Origin of the sequence: Streptosporangium sp. DT93, assembly GCF_049844535.1 — a bacterium.
Lineage (GTDB): Bacteria > Actinomycetota > Actinomycetes > Streptosporangiales > Streptosporangiaceae > Streptosporangium.
Genome location: NZ_JBNCLF010000012.1, coordinates 106132 through 121015 on the forward strand (window position 1 = coordinate 106132; position 14884 = coordinate 121015).

The 14884-nt window shown below is 72.2% G+C and carries 14 protein-coding genes; 6 read left to right on the plus strand and 8 right to left on the minus strand.

What is annotated here, in order from left to right; genetic code table 11:
• Window positions 1-172 precede the first annotated feature (172 nt).
• Window positions 173-1240, minus strand: a complete 1068-nt coding sequence (locus ACLQ2R_RS24560) for a polyprenyl synthetase family protein (RefSeq protein WP_425962877.1) — start codon at window positions 1238-1240, stop codon at window positions 173-175.
• A 396-nt stretch (window positions 1241-1636) separates the two neighbouring features.
• Here ACLQ2R_RS24560 and metF point away from each other — a divergent pair, with 396 nt between their 5' ends.
• Window positions 1637-2569, plus strand: coding sequence for a methylenetetrahydrofolate reductase [NAD(P)H] (gene metF, locus ACLQ2R_RS24565; RefSeq protein WP_425962878.1), 933 nt, complete (start codon window positions 1637-1639; stop codon window positions 2567-2569).
• A 167-nt stretch (window positions 2570-2736) separates the two neighbouring features.
• On the opposite strand, the gene ACLQ2R_RS24570 is transcribed toward metF, so the two are convergent.
• Both ACLQ2R_RS24570 and ACLQ2R_RS24575 read right to left on the minus strand, forming a co-directional pair.
• Window positions 2737-3285, minus strand: a complete 549-nt coding sequence (locus ACLQ2R_RS24570; protein ID WP_425962880.1) for a GNAT family N-acetyltransferase — start codon at window positions 3283-3285, stop codon at window positions 2737-2739.
• Between the two features lie 73 nt (window positions 3286-3358).
• On the minus strand, window positions 3359-3835 hold the full coding sequence (locus ACLQ2R_RS24575; protein WP_425962881.1) for a YbaK/EbsC family protein: 477 nt from the start codon (window positions 3833-3835) through the stop codon (window positions 3359-3361).
• Between the two features lie 119 nt (window positions 3836-3954).
• On the opposite strand from ACLQ2R_RS24575, the gene ACLQ2R_RS24580 reads away from it, so the two are divergent.
• Both ACLQ2R_RS24580 and ACLQ2R_RS24585 read left to right on the plus strand, forming a co-directional pair.
• The gene (locus ACLQ2R_RS24580) at window positions 3955-4866 is read left to right on the plus strand and encodes a L,D-transpeptidase family protein (protein ID WP_425962882.1); all 912 of its coding nucleotides are present in this window, start codon (window positions 3955-3957) and stop codon (window positions 4864-4866) included.
• A gap of 379 nt (window positions 4867-5245) precedes the next feature.
• A complete protein-coding gene (locus ACLQ2R_RS24585; protein WP_425962883.1) occupies window positions 5246-5692 on the plus strand; it encodes an SAV_6107 family HEPN domain-containing protein in 447 nt (148 codons plus the stop codon).
• Window positions 5693-5726: 34 nt separating this feature from the next.
• Here ACLQ2R_RS24585 and ACLQ2R_RS24590 read toward each other — a convergent pair whose 3' ends face one another.
• From ACLQ2R_RS24590 to ACLQ2R_RS24610, 5 genes are all read right to left on the minus strand, one after another.
• On the minus strand, window positions 5727-6923 hold the full coding sequence (locus tag ACLQ2R_RS24590) for a PP2C family protein-serine/threonine phosphatase (RefSeq protein ID WP_425962884.1): 1197 nt from the start codon (window positions 6921-6923) through the stop codon (window positions 5727-5729).
• A 225-nt stretch (window positions 6924-7148) separates the two neighbouring features.
• Window positions 7149-7643 carry a transcriptional regulator gene (locus ACLQ2R_RS24595; protein ID WP_425962885.1) on the minus strand — a complete coding sequence of 165 codons (495 nt, stop codon included), beginning with the start codon at window positions 7641-7643 and terminating at the stop codon, window positions 7149-7151.
• A gap of 271 nt (window positions 7644-7914) precedes the next feature.
• On the minus strand, window positions 7915-8874 hold the full coding sequence (locus tag ACLQ2R_RS24600) for a universal stress protein (RefSeq protein ID WP_425962886.1): 960 nt from the start codon (window positions 8872-8874) through the stop codon (window positions 7915-7917).
• Entirely contained in the window at window positions 8871-10295 is a 1425-nt protein-coding gene (locus ACLQ2R_RS24605) for an amino acid permease (protein ID WP_425962888.1), read from the minus strand. Before ACLQ2R_RS24605 ends, ACLQ2R_RS24600 begins: the two co-directional genes overlap by 4 nt.
• A 142-nt stretch (window positions 10296-10437) precedes the next feature.
• A complete protein-coding gene (locus ACLQ2R_RS24610; RefSeq protein WP_425962889.1) occupies window positions 10438-11682 on the minus strand; it encodes an arginine deiminase in 1245 nt (414 codons plus the stop codon).
• A 282-nt stretch (window positions 11683-11964) separates the two neighbouring features.
• On the opposite strand from ACLQ2R_RS24610, the gene pyrR reads away from it, so the two are divergent.
• The 3 genes from pyrR to ACLQ2R_RS24625 are packed head-to-tail and all read left to right on the plus strand — an operon-like array spanning window position 11965 to window position 14796.
• Entirely contained in the window at window positions 11965-12534 is a 570-nt protein-coding gene (pyrR, locus tag ACLQ2R_RS24615) for a bifunctional pyr operon transcriptional regulator/uracil phosphoribosyltransferase PyrR (protein ID WP_425962891.1), read from the plus strand.
• Window positions 12531-13472, plus strand: coding sequence for an aspartate carbamoyltransferase catalytic subunit (locus ACLQ2R_RS24620; RefSeq protein ID WP_425962893.1), 942 nt, complete (start codon window positions 12531-12533; stop codon window positions 13470-13472). The genes pyrR and ACLQ2R_RS24620 overlap by 4 nt, the downstream gene beginning before the upstream one ends.
• A complete protein-coding gene (locus ACLQ2R_RS24625) occupies window positions 13459-14796 on the plus strand; it encodes a dihydroorotase (protein ID WP_425962895.1) in 1338 nt (445 codons plus the stop codon). Before ACLQ2R_RS24620 ends, ACLQ2R_RS24625 begins: the two co-directional genes overlap by 14 nt.
• Window positions 14797-14884 lie beyond the last annotated feature (88 nt).

Below are 14884 nucleotides of genomic sequence, written 5' to 3' on the forward strand. Positions count from 1 at the left end.
CGGGATCGGCCGGAACCCGCTCGGGCCCGGCCGGAACCCGTCCGCGACCTTCGGAAAGCCTGTGCGCGATCCTCCGGAGGCCGTCCGCGACCTTCCGGAGCCCCTACGTGATCCTCAGGAGCCCGTCCATGACCGGACGGGCTCTCGGGGCGGGTCCTTCGCGGCCGGGTGCTCAGGTGCGCCTGGAGGTGGCGGCCACCGCCAGGTCGGCCAGGGCCGTACGGGCCTCCGGGCGGATCGGCGCGCCCTCCAGCGAGCCGAGCGCGTTCTCCAGGTAGCCCTTGATCAGGTCCTCGCAGGCCACGAGGGCCCCGGTCTCCTCGATGACGCCGCGCAGCAGGTCGATCCCGGCCGCGTCCAGCTCCGGGTCGCCGAGCGTGTCGCGCACCACCCGGGCCTGGGACTCGGAGGCGGCGGCGAGCGTACGGGCCACCAGCATCGTCCGCTTGCCCTCGCGAAGATCGTCACCGGCCGGCTTGCCGGTCTCGTCCGGGTCGCCGAAGACGCCGAGGATGTCGTCGCGCAGCTGGAAGGCGATGCCCACCGACTGCCCGTACTCCTCGCAGAGCCGGTCGATCCAGGGCTGCCTGCCCTGCGCCGCCAGCACCAGGCCGAGCCGGAGCGGCTGCTCCACGGAGTACTTGCCGCTCTTGAACAGGGCCACCCGCAGCGCGCTCTCGAAGGTGCCCTCGCCCTGCGCCTGCTCCAGCAGGTCGAAGTACTGGCCGCACATCAGCTCGGTGCGCATGTCGTCGTGGACCTTCTGGGCGGCGGCCAGCGAGGCGGCCGGCAGGCCGCTGTTGCGCCACATCTCACCGGACCAGACGAGCATCAGGTTGCCCAGCAGGATGGCGGCGCCCTCGCCGAACTGCTCCGCCGAGCCGTGCCAGCCCGCCTCCCGGTGCAGCCTCTCGAACCTGCGGTGCGCCGAGGGCATGCCCCGGCGCAGGTCGCTGGCGTCCATCACGTCGTCGTGCACAAGGGCGCTGGCCTGCAGCAACTCCAGCGAGGCGGCCGCGGTGAAGAGCGCCGGGTCCTCACCCCCGCCCGCGCCGCGCCAGCCCCAGTAGCAGAACGCGGGCCGCAGCCGCTTGCCGCCGGCCAGGAAGTCCTCCGCCGCGGAGACCAGGGGGACCAGTTCCGGAGCGCCGACCTGCGGGCGCTGTTGGTCCACGAACCGCCGGAGGGAGCGATCCACTTCGGAGCGGATGGTGTCCAGCGCGGCTACGGAAGTGGTCATCGAATACCTCCAGTGTGGAGACCCTTGGCTTCAGCTCCGGGGGGAAGGCGCGGCGCGGTGCCGCCCGCCGTGACGACGTGCCGGGCGACGGTGACACCACGACCACCGTACGCATGATCGACAAGATTGTTCCCACCGGGTCGGCGGGGAGCCGGAACGACCAAGGAACCGCTACATGGCATAACATTTCGGAATTTCTGCAACCGAGTCATGTGGAGACCGATCTGTGATATTCGGATCCACCGGCTCGGGCCGCGGGAGGAGCTCGAATAAAAGACTAACTGCCCGGTAGTGCATTTCGATCTATCAATGTGTCCGTTTCCGAACCATCTTCTCAAGTGCGACGTGGGCCCTCTGATCGGGCGCCGGAGGGGGCCGGGCACGTATCCTTGCCCCATGGCTCTGGGTCGCCCGTCCTTCCTTCCCGATCGCGTCGCCACCGTCCGCGAGCTCCTCGCCGCCGGTGCCCGGTCGTTCTCCTTCGAGTTCTCCCCCCCGAAGACCGACGAGGGAGAGCGACAGCTCTGGCGCGCCGTCCGCGAGCTGGAGTCGCTGCACCCGACCTTCGTCTCCGTCACCTACGGCGCCGGCGGCAGCACCCGCGACCGCACCGTCGACATCGTCGAGCGGATCGCGCACGAGACCACGCTCACCCCGGTCGCCCACTTCACCGCGGTCAACCACTCCCTCCGTGAGCTTCGTCACCTGGTCGGCCGGTTCGCCGGGGCCGGGGTGCGCAACATCCTCGCCGTCCGGGGCGACCCGCCCGGCGACGTCACGGGCGAGTGGGTGCGCCACCCCGAGGGCGTCCTGTACGCCGAGGAGCTGGTCCGTCTCATCCGCCAGTCCGGCGACTTCTGCGTGGGCGTGGCGGCCTTCCCCTACAAGCACCCCCGGTCGGCGTCGATCGAGGCCGACACCGAGCACTTCGTGCGCAAGTGCCGGGCGGGCGCCGACTACGCGATCACCCAGATGTTCTTCCGCGCGGAGGACTACCTGCGGCTGCGCGACCGGGTGGCGGCGGCCGGCTGCGACACGCCGATCATCCCCGGCATCATGCCCGTCACCCAGATCAGCACCATCGCCAGGTCCGAGCAGCTCTCCGGGGCGCCGTTCCCGCCCGAGGTGGCCGAGCGGTTCGCGGCCGTCGCCCACGACCCGGCCGCCGTGCGGAGCCTGGGCATCGAGCACGCCGCCGAGCTCTGCCAGACCCTGCTCGACGAGGGCGCGCCCGGCATCCACTTCATCACCTTCAACCGCTCCAGTGCGACCCGCGAGGTCTTCCAGGCCCTCGACCACACGTCGCGGCCCGCCTCCGTGCGGGTCTGAGCGGGCGCCGACGGGCGCCGACGGGCTCCGGGCGCGGGCGGGACCGGCGCCCGGGGCGACCCGGCCGACGTGACTCAGGCGGCGTGGCCAGGCGGTACTCAGGCGGTGTGGCCAGGCGGTACGACCAGGTGGTGCGACCGGCCGGGGCGGTGTCCCGGCCGGGTCTCTCAGCCGCCCAGCGGGAGGGGCGCGCCGAGGATCGCGTACCGCTCGTGCCCGCCGGGGAAGACGAACCGGGTGAGCAGGTCCACGAAACCCACGCTGCGGTACAGGTGCCGGGCGGTCGTGTGCCCGTCGCGGGTGGAGAGCACGGCGGTGCGCTCCAGGCGGCCCGCGCACAGGCCGGCCACCAGCGCCCGGCCGATGCCCCTGCCCTGGTGGTCGGGGTGGACGTGGATCTCGGCGAGCTCCAGCGCGTCCCCCAGCCAGTGCCGGGCGTCGTCCTCGCCGTACCGCTCGACGAGGGCCCGGCGGACCACGTCGTGCCACCACTGCCCGGGGACCCCGTGGAAGCCGTACGCCACGCCCACCGGGGTGCCGGCCTCGTCCTCGGCGAACAGGCAGGTGAAGGCGGGATGGGCGGCGTGGTTCCGCATGATCGCCCTGCGGCCCGAGAGCTGGTCGGCCGGCGGCTCCATCGCCCGGGTGTAGACGTCGAGGACCGCGTCCAGCCGGAGCGTGAACTCGTCGGGGCCGATCCGTCGCAGTCCGATCACGCGTCGCACATTAGCAGGGCCGTGCGGGCACGGAGCCGGCCTGCCGGCCGGGTGCGGCCGGACGCGGGAACCCTCACTCGACCTGGACGGGAACGCCGCCGGTGATGCGGACGAGCTCGTCGAAGGAGGTCGGGAAGACGGTGTGCGGATGGCCCGCGGCGGCCCAGACGACCTCGTGCCCGCCCAGCCAGACGTCGACCAGCGTCCTGATCGGAGCCGGATGGCCGATCGGGGCGACCCCGCCGATGGCCTGACCGGTGGCCGCCCGGACGAAGGCGGCGTCGGCGCGCCGGACCCTCGCCGCGCCGATCCTCTCCGCGACCAGGCCGGTGTCCACCCGGTGGGCGCCGCTGGTGAGCACGAGGAGCGGATCGCCGTCGGCCTCGAAGATGAGGCTGTTGGCGATGGCCCCGACCTCGCAGCCGAGCTGCGCCGCCGCGGTGGCGGCGGTCGGGGTGGCCTCGGCGAAGGTGACGATCTCGCCCGGGACGCCGTGCTCGCGCAGCGCCGCGGCGACCTTCTCGACGTTCGGATGCAACTTTTCTGGCACGCGGACACTCTAAACAGATCGGCGGCCGATTGCCGCCTCACAACCGTTCGCTTGCGCGCGAGAGACGTGCGCTATGGTCCCTTGACCCGATCAATAGTGATATGAGGAGTTGGTTGAAAATGGGGGTTGGACGGCGGCCGGGAGCGGCCGCGCTGGCGACGGCGGGTGCCGTGCTCTTCTCCTCGGTCTCGGTGTTCCCGGCCTCCCCGGCGCTCTCGGCGTCCCGGACGGCCGCCGCGGCACCGGCCGCGGTCGCCCCGGCGACGGCCACGGCCGCGAGCGGGACGGCGTTCCCCGGTACGGGGTCGTCCGGCGCGGTGTCGCCCGGGGCGGCGTTCCCGGGTACGGGGTCGTCCGGTGGGGCGGCGTACGGGGGGTCCGGGTTCGCCGCGCCCGGCAAGACGCTCAAGCTCGGCGCCAAGGGCGCCGCGGTGAAGGTGCTGCAGGGCAGGCTGGCCGCCCTCGGCTACGCGCCGGGCAGGATCGACGGCCGCTACGGCGGGGCCACCCTGGCCGCGGTCTGGGCCTTCCAGAAGGTGAACGGCATCCGGCCGACCAGCACGGTGGCGCGCAGGACCTGGACCGCCCTGGACGCGCCGCGGGCGCCCAGGGTGCTGGTCGGCAACGGCAAGCCGACCCGGGTGGAGGTCGACCTCGCCAGGCAGGTGATGGTCCTCTACGTCGGCGGGACGGTGAAGCTGATCAGCCACACCTCCTCGGGCAGCGGGATCGCCTACTGCGAGACGGCCACCTGGCAGGGCAGGACCCAGCGGTTCTGCGGGAACGCCCGCACGCCCACCGGCGACTACAAGACCACCTGGCGCCGGGACGGCTGGCACGTCTCCTACCTGGGACAGCTCTACAACCCGATCTTCTTCAACGGCGGCATCGCCTTCCACGGCGCGCTGTCGGTGCCGCTGGCGCCCGCCTCCCACGGCTGCGTCCGGCTGCCGATGCACGTGGCCGAGGTCCTTCCCGGCCTGCTCGGCACGGGGGTGCCGGTCCACGTACGAGGCAGGTTCGTCCGCTAGCGGACGCCACGGCCGGCGTCGGCCGATCGATCTCGGTGCGCCGGTCCGAGTCCCGTCGAAAGCCTCGGGAGGTTCTCCTCCCGGGGCTTTCGCGTGCGTGAACGGATGCCGAAGATCGAACTTTTGTTCGCCGTTTCCCTTGACAGTGCGAGTGGTCGAATTTATGTTCGATGGTAATGACGCGGGGCTCGCGGCCCGCGTCCAGGGCGGTCGAGCGGCCCGGCGTCGTCGGCGGAGACGACCAGGTCCGTTCGGGACGGGCGGGGAGAGGGGAAGCTCCTCGTCCGGCCGTCCGGCGGATTTGTCGGTGGGGTCTGCGAGTGTGGTAACCACCGGCGAGAACGCCGGGAGCCGCTTGCGACCTAGGAGGCTGAAGCGCATGAACCCTCGGCTCAGCGATTCCGGCGGGCCCCGGTTGTCCCCCACGGTGCGGGCGCACCTCACAGACGCGCGTGACTGCCTCGAAGAGGCCGCCGCCGCAAGGACGTCCGCCACACGTTACGTCGCGGCGCACCTCGCGGCGCTGAGGGCGGCGGCAGCCGTCCTGGCCGCGCGCCCCCGTCCCATGCAGGGCCGCAGGCGCCGGCTCCGCAGCGCCTGGGAGCTGCTGCCCGAGGCCGAGCCCCGGCTGGCCGACTGGGCGCCCTACTTCGAGATGAGCGCCGCCAAGCGTGCCTCGGCCGAGGCGGGGATGACCCGCGTCGTGTCGTCGAGGGACGCCGAGGAGCTCATCTCCGAGGCCGAGCGCTTCGTCACCGCGGTGGAGGACCTGCTCGGCGTGCCGACCCAGCCCATGCTCCCCGGCCGCGTCCCCCTGGCCGGATAGCCCGTCCCGGCCTCCCTCAGGCGCCTTCTCGGTCTCAGGCGGCCGAGGAGGTGCGATGGGCGGCGCGGTGGCGGAGCAGCAGCATGGCGGCGTCGTCGCCCAGGGGCCTGCCCACGTGGCGCAGCAGGTCGGCGCGGAGTTCGTCCAGCGACCCCTGCGGGTCGGCGCCGTCCAGCAGGTGCGCCCGCTCGGCCAGCGGGTAGAACTCGCCGGCCTCGTCGCGGGCCTCGATGACCCCGTCGGTGTAGAAGAGCACCTGGTCGCCCGGCTGGAACGGGACGCGGTAGGGCTGCGGACGGCTGACCTGCAGCGAGCTCATGCCCAGCGGGAGCGCCTCGTCCGGCGGGTCGGCGAACCAGATGCCGCCGTCGCCGCCGAGCACCATGGGCGGCGGGTGGCCGCAGTTGACGACCGTTATGGCGGACCCGCCGCCGATCTCGGCCAGCACGGCGGTCACGAACTGCTCGCCGGAGAGCTCCCTGGTCAGGGCGTTCTCCAGGCGGGTCACCACGCCCTGGAGCGTTCCCTCGTCGTGGGCCGCCTCCCGGAAGGCGCCGAGGACCACGGCCGCGGTCTCCACGGCCTCCAGGCCCTTGCCCTGGACGTCTCCCACGATGATCCGGACCCCGTGCGGGGTGCTGACGACCTCGTACAGGTCGCCGCCGATCCTGGCCTCGGCGGTGGCCGAGGTGTAGGAGACGGCCACGCCGATGCCGGGCCCGGCCCGGCGCGGCACCGGCCGCAGCAGGACCCGCTGGGCGGCCTCGGCCACCGAGCGCACGTCGGCGAGCTGGTTCTCGTGGCGCAGCCGCCCGGCGCTGGCCAGCACGCTGGCCACGGTGACGCCCAGGATGGCGACCATGGTGATGTTGGTGCGGGGCATCCACAGGATGTCGTTGTAGAGGCCGAGCGCGACGCACAGGGCCAGGGCGACGACCCCGACCACGGTGGTGCGGGTCAGCCCGCACGCCACGCTGGCGAAGGCCGGGCCGAGGGCGAGCAGCGGCAGCAGGCCGGAGGTGGGGCCCGAGCCGAAGTCGATCAGGGCCACCACGCCCATCACGATGAACGGCAGGAGCTTGAGGGTGTCCTGCGTCCTGGTGGTGCCGATCGAGGTCAGCAGGCGGAGGAAGGCCTTCGTCCGGGTGGAGCCCAGCGAGGTCGCCAGGGCACGAAGGCGGTTCTCAGGGCGCGATCGAGAGCGATCGGGCCGATCGTCTCCCGGAGCCATCTCCACCACATCTCGCCGAGGGCATGTCTGCCTTTTCCTACCACAGTGGCAAGCGCCCAAGCGGGAGGAACGGCTTTCAGCGTAATCGGGCGTGGAAGCCCCGGCGGTCACGCCCGAGGGGAAACGACGGTGCCGGAGGGCCTCCAGGTCCTGGCGGTGCCGTGAGAGCAGGATCGTCGGCGGGTGGGCACGCCGGGGCCGGCGCACCCACGACCGGTCGGCCGGTCAGAAGGATTCGACGGCCCGGCGAGCCTCGGGGTCCAGGACGCCCCAGCCGATGAGCTCCTCGGTGAGCTCGCCGGGGGACTTGTCGTATATGACGGCGAGGGAGCGCAGGTCCTCCTGGCGGATGGACAGCACCTTGCCGTTGTAGTCGCCGCGCTGGCTCTGGATGGTGGCCGCGTAGCGGGCGAGCGCGCCGGCCTTCTCCTTGGGGAGCTGGGCGAGGCGCTCAAGGTCGATGACAAGCTTCGGTGTCGGGCCGAGGGGGCTGGGAGCGGCCCCTCCGGGCAGCAGCTCCGAGACGGGCACCCCGTAGAAATCAGCAAGCTCGGCAAGCTTCTGCACCGTGACGGCGCGGTCGCCACGCTCGTAGGATCCGACGACCACCGCCTTCCAGCGCCCACGGGACTTCTCCTCGACCCCGTGCAGGGACAGGCCCTGCTGGGTGCGGATGGCACGAAGTCTTCCACCCAGTGACTTGGCGTACTCAGACGGCATGGTGTGGCCCCCCGGCTCTCTTATGTACTGCTCTCAACTTGATTGTGCTACCTCGCAACTTATGCCCCAATCACCGGGTTGTGCCCGGGGCAGGCACCCGTGGTGACCGGTGCGTCAGGGTTCATCCGATAACGCTCCGAGGTACGGTTACGGACAGTGACGGTAAAGCGGTGGGCGCCTAAGGTCAAGCTGATTGGAAAAAAGATGCCGAATCCCGTCCGGTGGGATCCGCCTCAAACGCCGAGATCGTCCCATGAAGGTGGGCGAAACATCAGGTTTTTCCGGGGTTTTCGGCCGTCTCCCGCGTCGTCCGCGGAATCCGGGTCAACATGATCACCGGACTCGGCGAGGCGCGTATGATCTTCAGGGAGGTGTCGCCGAGGAATACCCGGCGCAACGGTCCCGTCCGGCTGGAGGCACAGATCAGCAGCGCGTCCTCGTGCCAGCCGGAGCTCGCCAGCGCCGCCCCCACGTCCCCGCCCTCCAGCACCTCCATCTCCACCGTCACCCCGGCGCCGCCCCCGGTCACGGACGAGGCCCCGGGCGAGGCCCCGGCGCTCCCGTGGGCCAGGGACGCGGCCTCCAGGTCGGCCGCGGCCCGCTCGCGCACCCGTCCGAGCATCTCCCGGTCGACCCCGCCGCGCCGCCCGCCGCCCACCACCAGGGTGATCAGGCGCAGCGGCACGCCCATCCCGGCCGCGACCGTGGCGGCCTGGCGGACGGTCTCGGCGCAGGCGGGGCCGCGCCGGTAGGCCACCGCCAGGCGGGCCAGCCTGTCCGGGGCCGTGACGGCGTACCCCTGGGGCGCCAGGGCCACCGGCACCGGCGAGCCGTGCAGGAGCTGGTCGGCGGTGCTGCCCACGGAGATGCGCCCGCGCGCGCCGCGCGGCGCCGGGCCGATCGCCACCACGTCGGCCCCGATCCGGCCCGCGAGGGCGGCCAGGCCGCGCCCGCTGCCGCGGTCCCCGTGCGAGAGGAGATCGATCTCCACGTCCCGTACGCCCGACAGCCGCTCGCGCGCCGCCGAGAGCGTCCGGGCCGCCTGCCGGTCGACGTGGGCCCGCCACTCGGCGTCGACCTTGCCGGGCCCCGGCGTGGTCCAGGCGGGCACGTGCACGTGGGCGACGGTCAGCCTGGCGCCCGCCTGCCTGGCCAGCAGCAGGGCCAGCGCCAGCCCGTCCCGGCCGCCCGAGCCCGGGACGAACCCGGCGAGCACATGTTCGATCTTCATCGGTCGCTCCGGTTCAGACGCGAGTGGCGGTAGCCGTAGAGGAAGTAGGCGAGCAGGCCGACCGCCATCCAGATCCCGAAGGCCAGCCAGGTGACACCGGCAAGACCGGCCATCACCACGATGCAGAAGATCACCCCGAGGATCGGGGTGAGGGGGAAGAGCGGCGTCCTGAAGCTCCGCGGCAGGTCCGGGCGGGTACGGCGCAGCACGAGCACGCCCAGGTTCACGATCGCGAAGGCGAACAGGGTGCCGATGCTGGTGGCCTCGGCGAGCTGCCCCAGCGGGATGAACCCGGCCAGCACCGAGACGAACGCGGCCACGATGAGGGTGTTGGCGACCGGCACCTGGCGGCGCGCGCTGACCTTCGCGAAGACCTTCGGGATCAGCCCGTCGCGCGACATGGCGAACAGGATGCGGGTCTGGCCGTACAGCACGGTCAGCACCACGCTGGCGATGGCGATGGCCGCGCCGAAGGAGATGACCAGCCCCGGCCAGGTGGCGCCGGACGCCTGCTTGGCGATCAGGGACAGGCCGGCCTCGGTGCTCTCGGGGTCGAACTCCTGCCAGGGCATGGCGCCGACGGCGGCCAGCGCCACCAGGACGTAGACGAGCGTGACGACGCCCAGCGAGAGCATGATCGCCAGGGGGAGGTCGCGCTTGGGGTTCTTGGCCTCCTCGCCGGCCGTCGAGGCCGCGTCGAAGCCGATGTAGGAGAAGAACACCTGCGAGGCGGCCGCGGTGATGCCCGCGACGCCCAGCGGCGCGAACGGCGTCAGGTTGCCCGCCTCGAACGCGGTGAACGCCACCACGCAGAAGAACACCAGCACCACGATCTTGATGAGCACGAAGACCGCGTTGGCGCCGGCGCTCTCCGAGGCGCCGCGCAGCAGCAGCCAGGTGGCCAGCACGACGATCAGGATCGCGGTGAGGTTGATCACGCCGCCCTGCTGGCCGGGGGAGTTGGTCAGGGCCGCGGGCAGCGTCCAGCCGAACAGGTCGCCCAGGAAGGAGTTGAGGTACTCCCCCCAGCCGACCGCCACCGCCGCCACCGAGACGGCGTACTCCAGCATCAGGCACCAGCCGCACACCCACGCCACCAGCTCGCCCAGGGTCGCGTAGGCGTAGGAGTACGACGACCCGGCCACCGGGATCGTGCCCGCCAGCTCGGCGTAGGAGAGCGCGGAGAACAGGGCGGTGACCGCGGCCAGCAGGAAGGCGACGACCACCGCCGGGCCCGCCTTGGGCACGGCCTGGCCGAGGATCACGAAGATGCCGGTCCCCAGCGTGGCGCCGACGCTGAACAGGGTGAGCTGCCACAGCGTCATGGTCCTGCGCAGCTCGCCGCCCTCGCCGTGGCCGCCCTCCGCGACGATCTCCTCGGTCGGCTTGGTACGCGACAGCCGACGGATCATCGAAGTCATCCGTCCCCCTCTCCTGCGCCGTGCCTCCTACGGTGATGATCCGTCGTGCCCGGGGGAGAGACCAGGCCCTTTCGTGCCGCTCGGACGTCCTTCGCGCTCGGGCGGGCGGCTCGTGCGGCGCGGGCCTCCGCGGCCCGGCCGCTCAGACGCCCTCGCGCTCCAGCGGGCAGCTCATGCAGCGCGGGCCTCCGCGGCCCCGGCCGAGCTCGCTGCCCCGGATCGTGATCACCTCGATCCCGTTCGCGGTCAGGTGGTTGTTGGTGGTGGTGTTGCGCTCGTAGGCCACGACCACGCCCGGCCGCAGGGCCAGCACGTTGCAGCCGTCGTCCCACTGCTCGCGGGCGGAGGCGTACACGTCCTGGGTGGCGGTCAGGACCTTGATGTCGTCCAGCCCGAGCGCCCGCGCGACGGCCCGGTGCATGTCCTCGGCGGGATGGTCGGTGATCTTGAGTTCCTTCTCGTTGTCCCCGGGCTCGACCGTGTAGGAGGGCAGCATGCCCAGCCCGGCGAACTTGGTGAACACGCCGACGTCCACGTTGGTCATGACCGTGTCCAGGTGCATGAACGCCCGCGCCTTCGGCATGTTCAGCGCGACGATCTTCGTGGCCGCGCCCCGGGCGAACAGGCTCCGCGCGAGCATCTCCACCGCCTGCGGCTGGGTGCGCTCGCTGATCCCCACCAGCACCACGCCCCCGCCCAGGACGAGGACGTCGCCGCCCTCGATGGTGGCGGGCGCCGAGGGCGTGCCGGCCATCCAGACGTTGTAGCCGCCCTCGTCCGGCCGGTCGTAGCCGGGGGCGAAGATCGGGTGGTACCGGTAGATCGCCTCCATGTTGACGGTCTCGCGACGGCGCGCCTTCTTCTTCATCGCGTTGATCGAGACGCCGTCGTAGATCCAGCAGGAGGTGTCGCGGGTGAACAGGTGGTTGGGCAGCGGGGGCAGGACGAAGTCGTCCGGCCCGAGGGTGTGGAAGGCCAGGCTCTTGGGGTCGGTGCCCATCTCGACCATCTCGCGCTTGGTGATGCCGCCGGTGAGGTAGCGCGGGAGCGTCGTCGAGTCCATCGAGTCCAGCGCGTTGCGGACGGCGTCGACGGCCATCGGGCCGAAGAAGCGCTCGTCGGCGACCCCGTCCAGGATGTGCTTGCGCGCCTCGGGGATCTCCACGGTCTCGCGGAGCAGGTCGGAGAGCATGTGGACGACGACGCCCTGGTCGAGGAGGAGCTTCTGCCACTCCTCGTGCTCCTCCACGGCGCGCTGCACCCAGAGCACGTCGTCGAAGAGGAAGTCGTCCTTGTTCGACGGCGTGAGCCGTTTCAGGGCGAGCTCGGGCCTGTGCAGCAGGACCTGGTGGAGCCGGCCGACCTCGGAGTCGACGTGAAAGGTCATAGGGGTTCCTTCTCGGCTGGTGGCGAGAGCGGCGGGCGGACGGTGCCGGGGGTCCCCCGGGCGCCCGGACATGCTCCGCCATGAGGCGGATGTAAGCCGCATACCCACCATAAGCACCGGAAGTCTGAAGAGATTTGGATATTTGTTCGCTCTTGAAGCGACCTCGCCCCGTCCGGGGCGGTCCCGCCCCCGCCCCGGGCGAATCGGGGCCCGGCTGGTAGCGTGAGGCCATCGACTTCCTTTAAGACCCGTCCCGTGAGGCGGGAAAGGTGGTGTTACTCCTTGGCCGAGGCCGTTTCGCGCGCGCCGGCAGGTGCCCGCGCCGTGCTGGAGGAACCCGACATCAACCGGGCCCTCATCCGCATCTCCCACGAGATCCTCGAACGCACCAAGGGCGGCGAGAACGTCGTCCTGCTGGGCATCCCCACCCGTGGCGTCCATCTGGCCCGCCGCCTGGCCGCCCACATCAGGCAGTTCGAGGGCCGTGAGGTCCCCGTCGGCTCCCTCGACGTCACCATGTACCGCGACGACCTGCGGCTGCGGCCGGCCCGTGCGCTGGGCCGCACCGAGCTGCCCGCGGACGGCATCGACGGCCGCCTCGTGGTCCTGGTCGACGACGTCCTGTACTCGGGCCGCACCGTCCGCGCCGCGCTCGACGCCCTCAACGACCTGGGCCGCCCGCAGGCCGTGCAGCTCGCCGCCCTGGTCGACCGGGGGCACCGCGAGCTGCCCATCCGCCCCGACTACGTGGGCAAGAACCTGCCGACCTCCAAGTCCGAGAGCGTCAAGGTCTACCTGGAGGAGAACGACGGCCGCGACGCGGTCCTGCTGCTGAAGGGGGACAAGGCGTGAAGCGGCACCTGCTCTCCGCGGCCGACCTGACCCGCGAGGACGCCCTGCTCGTCCTGGACACCGCCGACGAGCTGGCGAAGATCTCGGAACGTTCCATCAAGAAGCTCCCCACCCTGCGGGGACGCACCGTGGTGAACCTCTTCTTCGAGGACTCCACCCGCACCCGGATCTCCTTCGAGGCCGCGGCCAAGCGCCTGTCGGCCGACGTGATCAACTTCTCCGCCAAGGGCTCCAGCGTCTCCAAGGGGGAGTCGCTCAAGGACACCGCCCTCACCCTGGAGGCGATGGGCGCCGACGCCGTCGTCATCCGCCACGGGGCCTCCGGCGCGCCGCACCGGCTGGCCGGCTGGGTGCGCGGCAGCGTCGTCAACGCCGGCGACGGCACCCACGAGCACCCCACCCAGGCCCTGCTGGACGCCTTCACCATGCGCCGCCGCCTCGGCCCGCTGGAAGGGCGCAGGGTCACCATCGTCGGGGACGTGCTGCACAGCCGGGTCGCGCGCTCCAACGTGCTGCTGCTGGCCACGCTCGGCGCCCAGGTGACGCTGGTCGCCCCGCCGACCCTGTTCCCGGTCAACGTGGACACCTGGCCGTGCGAGGTCTCCTACGACCTGGACGGGGTGCTGCCCAAGTCCGACGTGGTGATGATGCTGCGCGTGCAGCGCGAGCGGATGAACGCGGCGTTCTTCCCCACCGAGCGGGAGTACAGCCGCCGCTACGGGCTCGACCGCGACCGCGTCGCCAAGATGCCCGACCACGCCATCGTGATGCACCCCGGGCCGATGAACCGGGGGATGGAGATCGCGGCCGAGGTGGCCGACTCGGCGCGCTCGACGATCGTCGAGCAGGTCGCCAACGGCGTGACCGCGCGCATGGCCGTCCTGTACCTGCTGCTCAGCGGCGCCGACCTCGGGGGAGACGTAGATGGACGAGCGTAAGGACCTCACCGGAGGGGCCCTGATCATCAGGGGCGCCGGGATCCTCGGCGGCGACAGCGCCGACATCCTGATCCGCGACGGGCTGGTGGCGGAGATCGGCCAGGGCCTCAGGGAGCGCACGGGCGCCGGGGACGTCGAGGTCGTGGAGGCCGCGGGCCTGATCGCCCTGCCCGGCCTGGTGGACCTGCACACCCACCTGCGCGAGCCCGGCCGCGAGGACGCCGAGACCGTGGAGACCGGCACCCGGGCCGCGGCCAGGGGCGGCTACACCGCCGTGCACGCCATGGCCAACACCGACCCGGTCGCCGACACCGCGGGCGTCGTCGAGCAGGTCTGGCGCCTGGGCCAGGAGTCGGGCCGCTGCGACGTGCGTCCCGTCGGGGCCGTCACCGTCGGCCTGCGGGGCGAGCGCCTCGCCGAGCTCGGCGCCATGGCCGACTCCGCAGCCCAGGTGCGGGTCTTCTCCGACGACGGCAAGTGCGTCTGGGACGCGGTGCTCATGCGCCGCGCGCTGGAGTACGTCAAGGCCTTCGACGGCGTCGTCGCCCAGCACGCCCAGGAGCCCAGGCTGACCGCCGGGGCGCAGATGAACGAGGGCGCGGTCTCCGGCAGGCTCGGCCTGACCGGGTGGCCCGCGGTCGCCGAGGAGGCGATCATCTCCCGCGACTGCCTGCTGGCCGCCCACGTCGGCTCGCGCCTGCACATCTGCCACGTCTCCACCGCCGGCTCCGTGGAGATCATCCGCTGGGCCAAGTCCAAGGGCTGGGACGTCACCGCCGAGGTGACCCCCCACCACCTGCTGCTGACCGACGACCTGGTCGAGGACTCCCCGCTGGGCTCCTACAACCCGATCTACAAGGTGAACCCGCCGCTGCGCACCCGCGCGGACGTCGAGGCGCTGCGCGAGGCCCTGGCCGACGGCACGATCGACTGCGTGGCCACCGACCACGCCCCCCACCCGGTCGAGGACAAGGAGACCGAGTGGGCCGCCGCCGCCATGGGCATGATCGGCCTGGAGACGGCGCTGGCGGTGGTCCAGGAGGCGATGGTGGAGACCGGGCTGCTGGACTGGGCCGGCGTCGCCGAGCGCATGTCCGCGGCCCCCGCCAGGATCGGCAGGGTCGCCGGGCACGGCAGGCCGATCGCGGCCGGGGAGCCGGCCAACATCACCCTGTACGACCCGGCGGCGCGCGCCGCGGTCGACCCGGCGGGATACGCCTCCAAGAGCCGCAACACGCCGTACGAGGGGCTGACCCTGCCCGGGCGGGTGGTGGCGACCTTCCTGCGCGGCAGGCCCACCGTCCTGGACGGGAAGCTCACATGACGCCCGTGACCGGGTCCCTGAGCGGGCCCGTGGCGCGCCGGAGGACCCTGCCCTCCCCGCCGGGAGGCGGCCGCGTCCCGCATGGCGG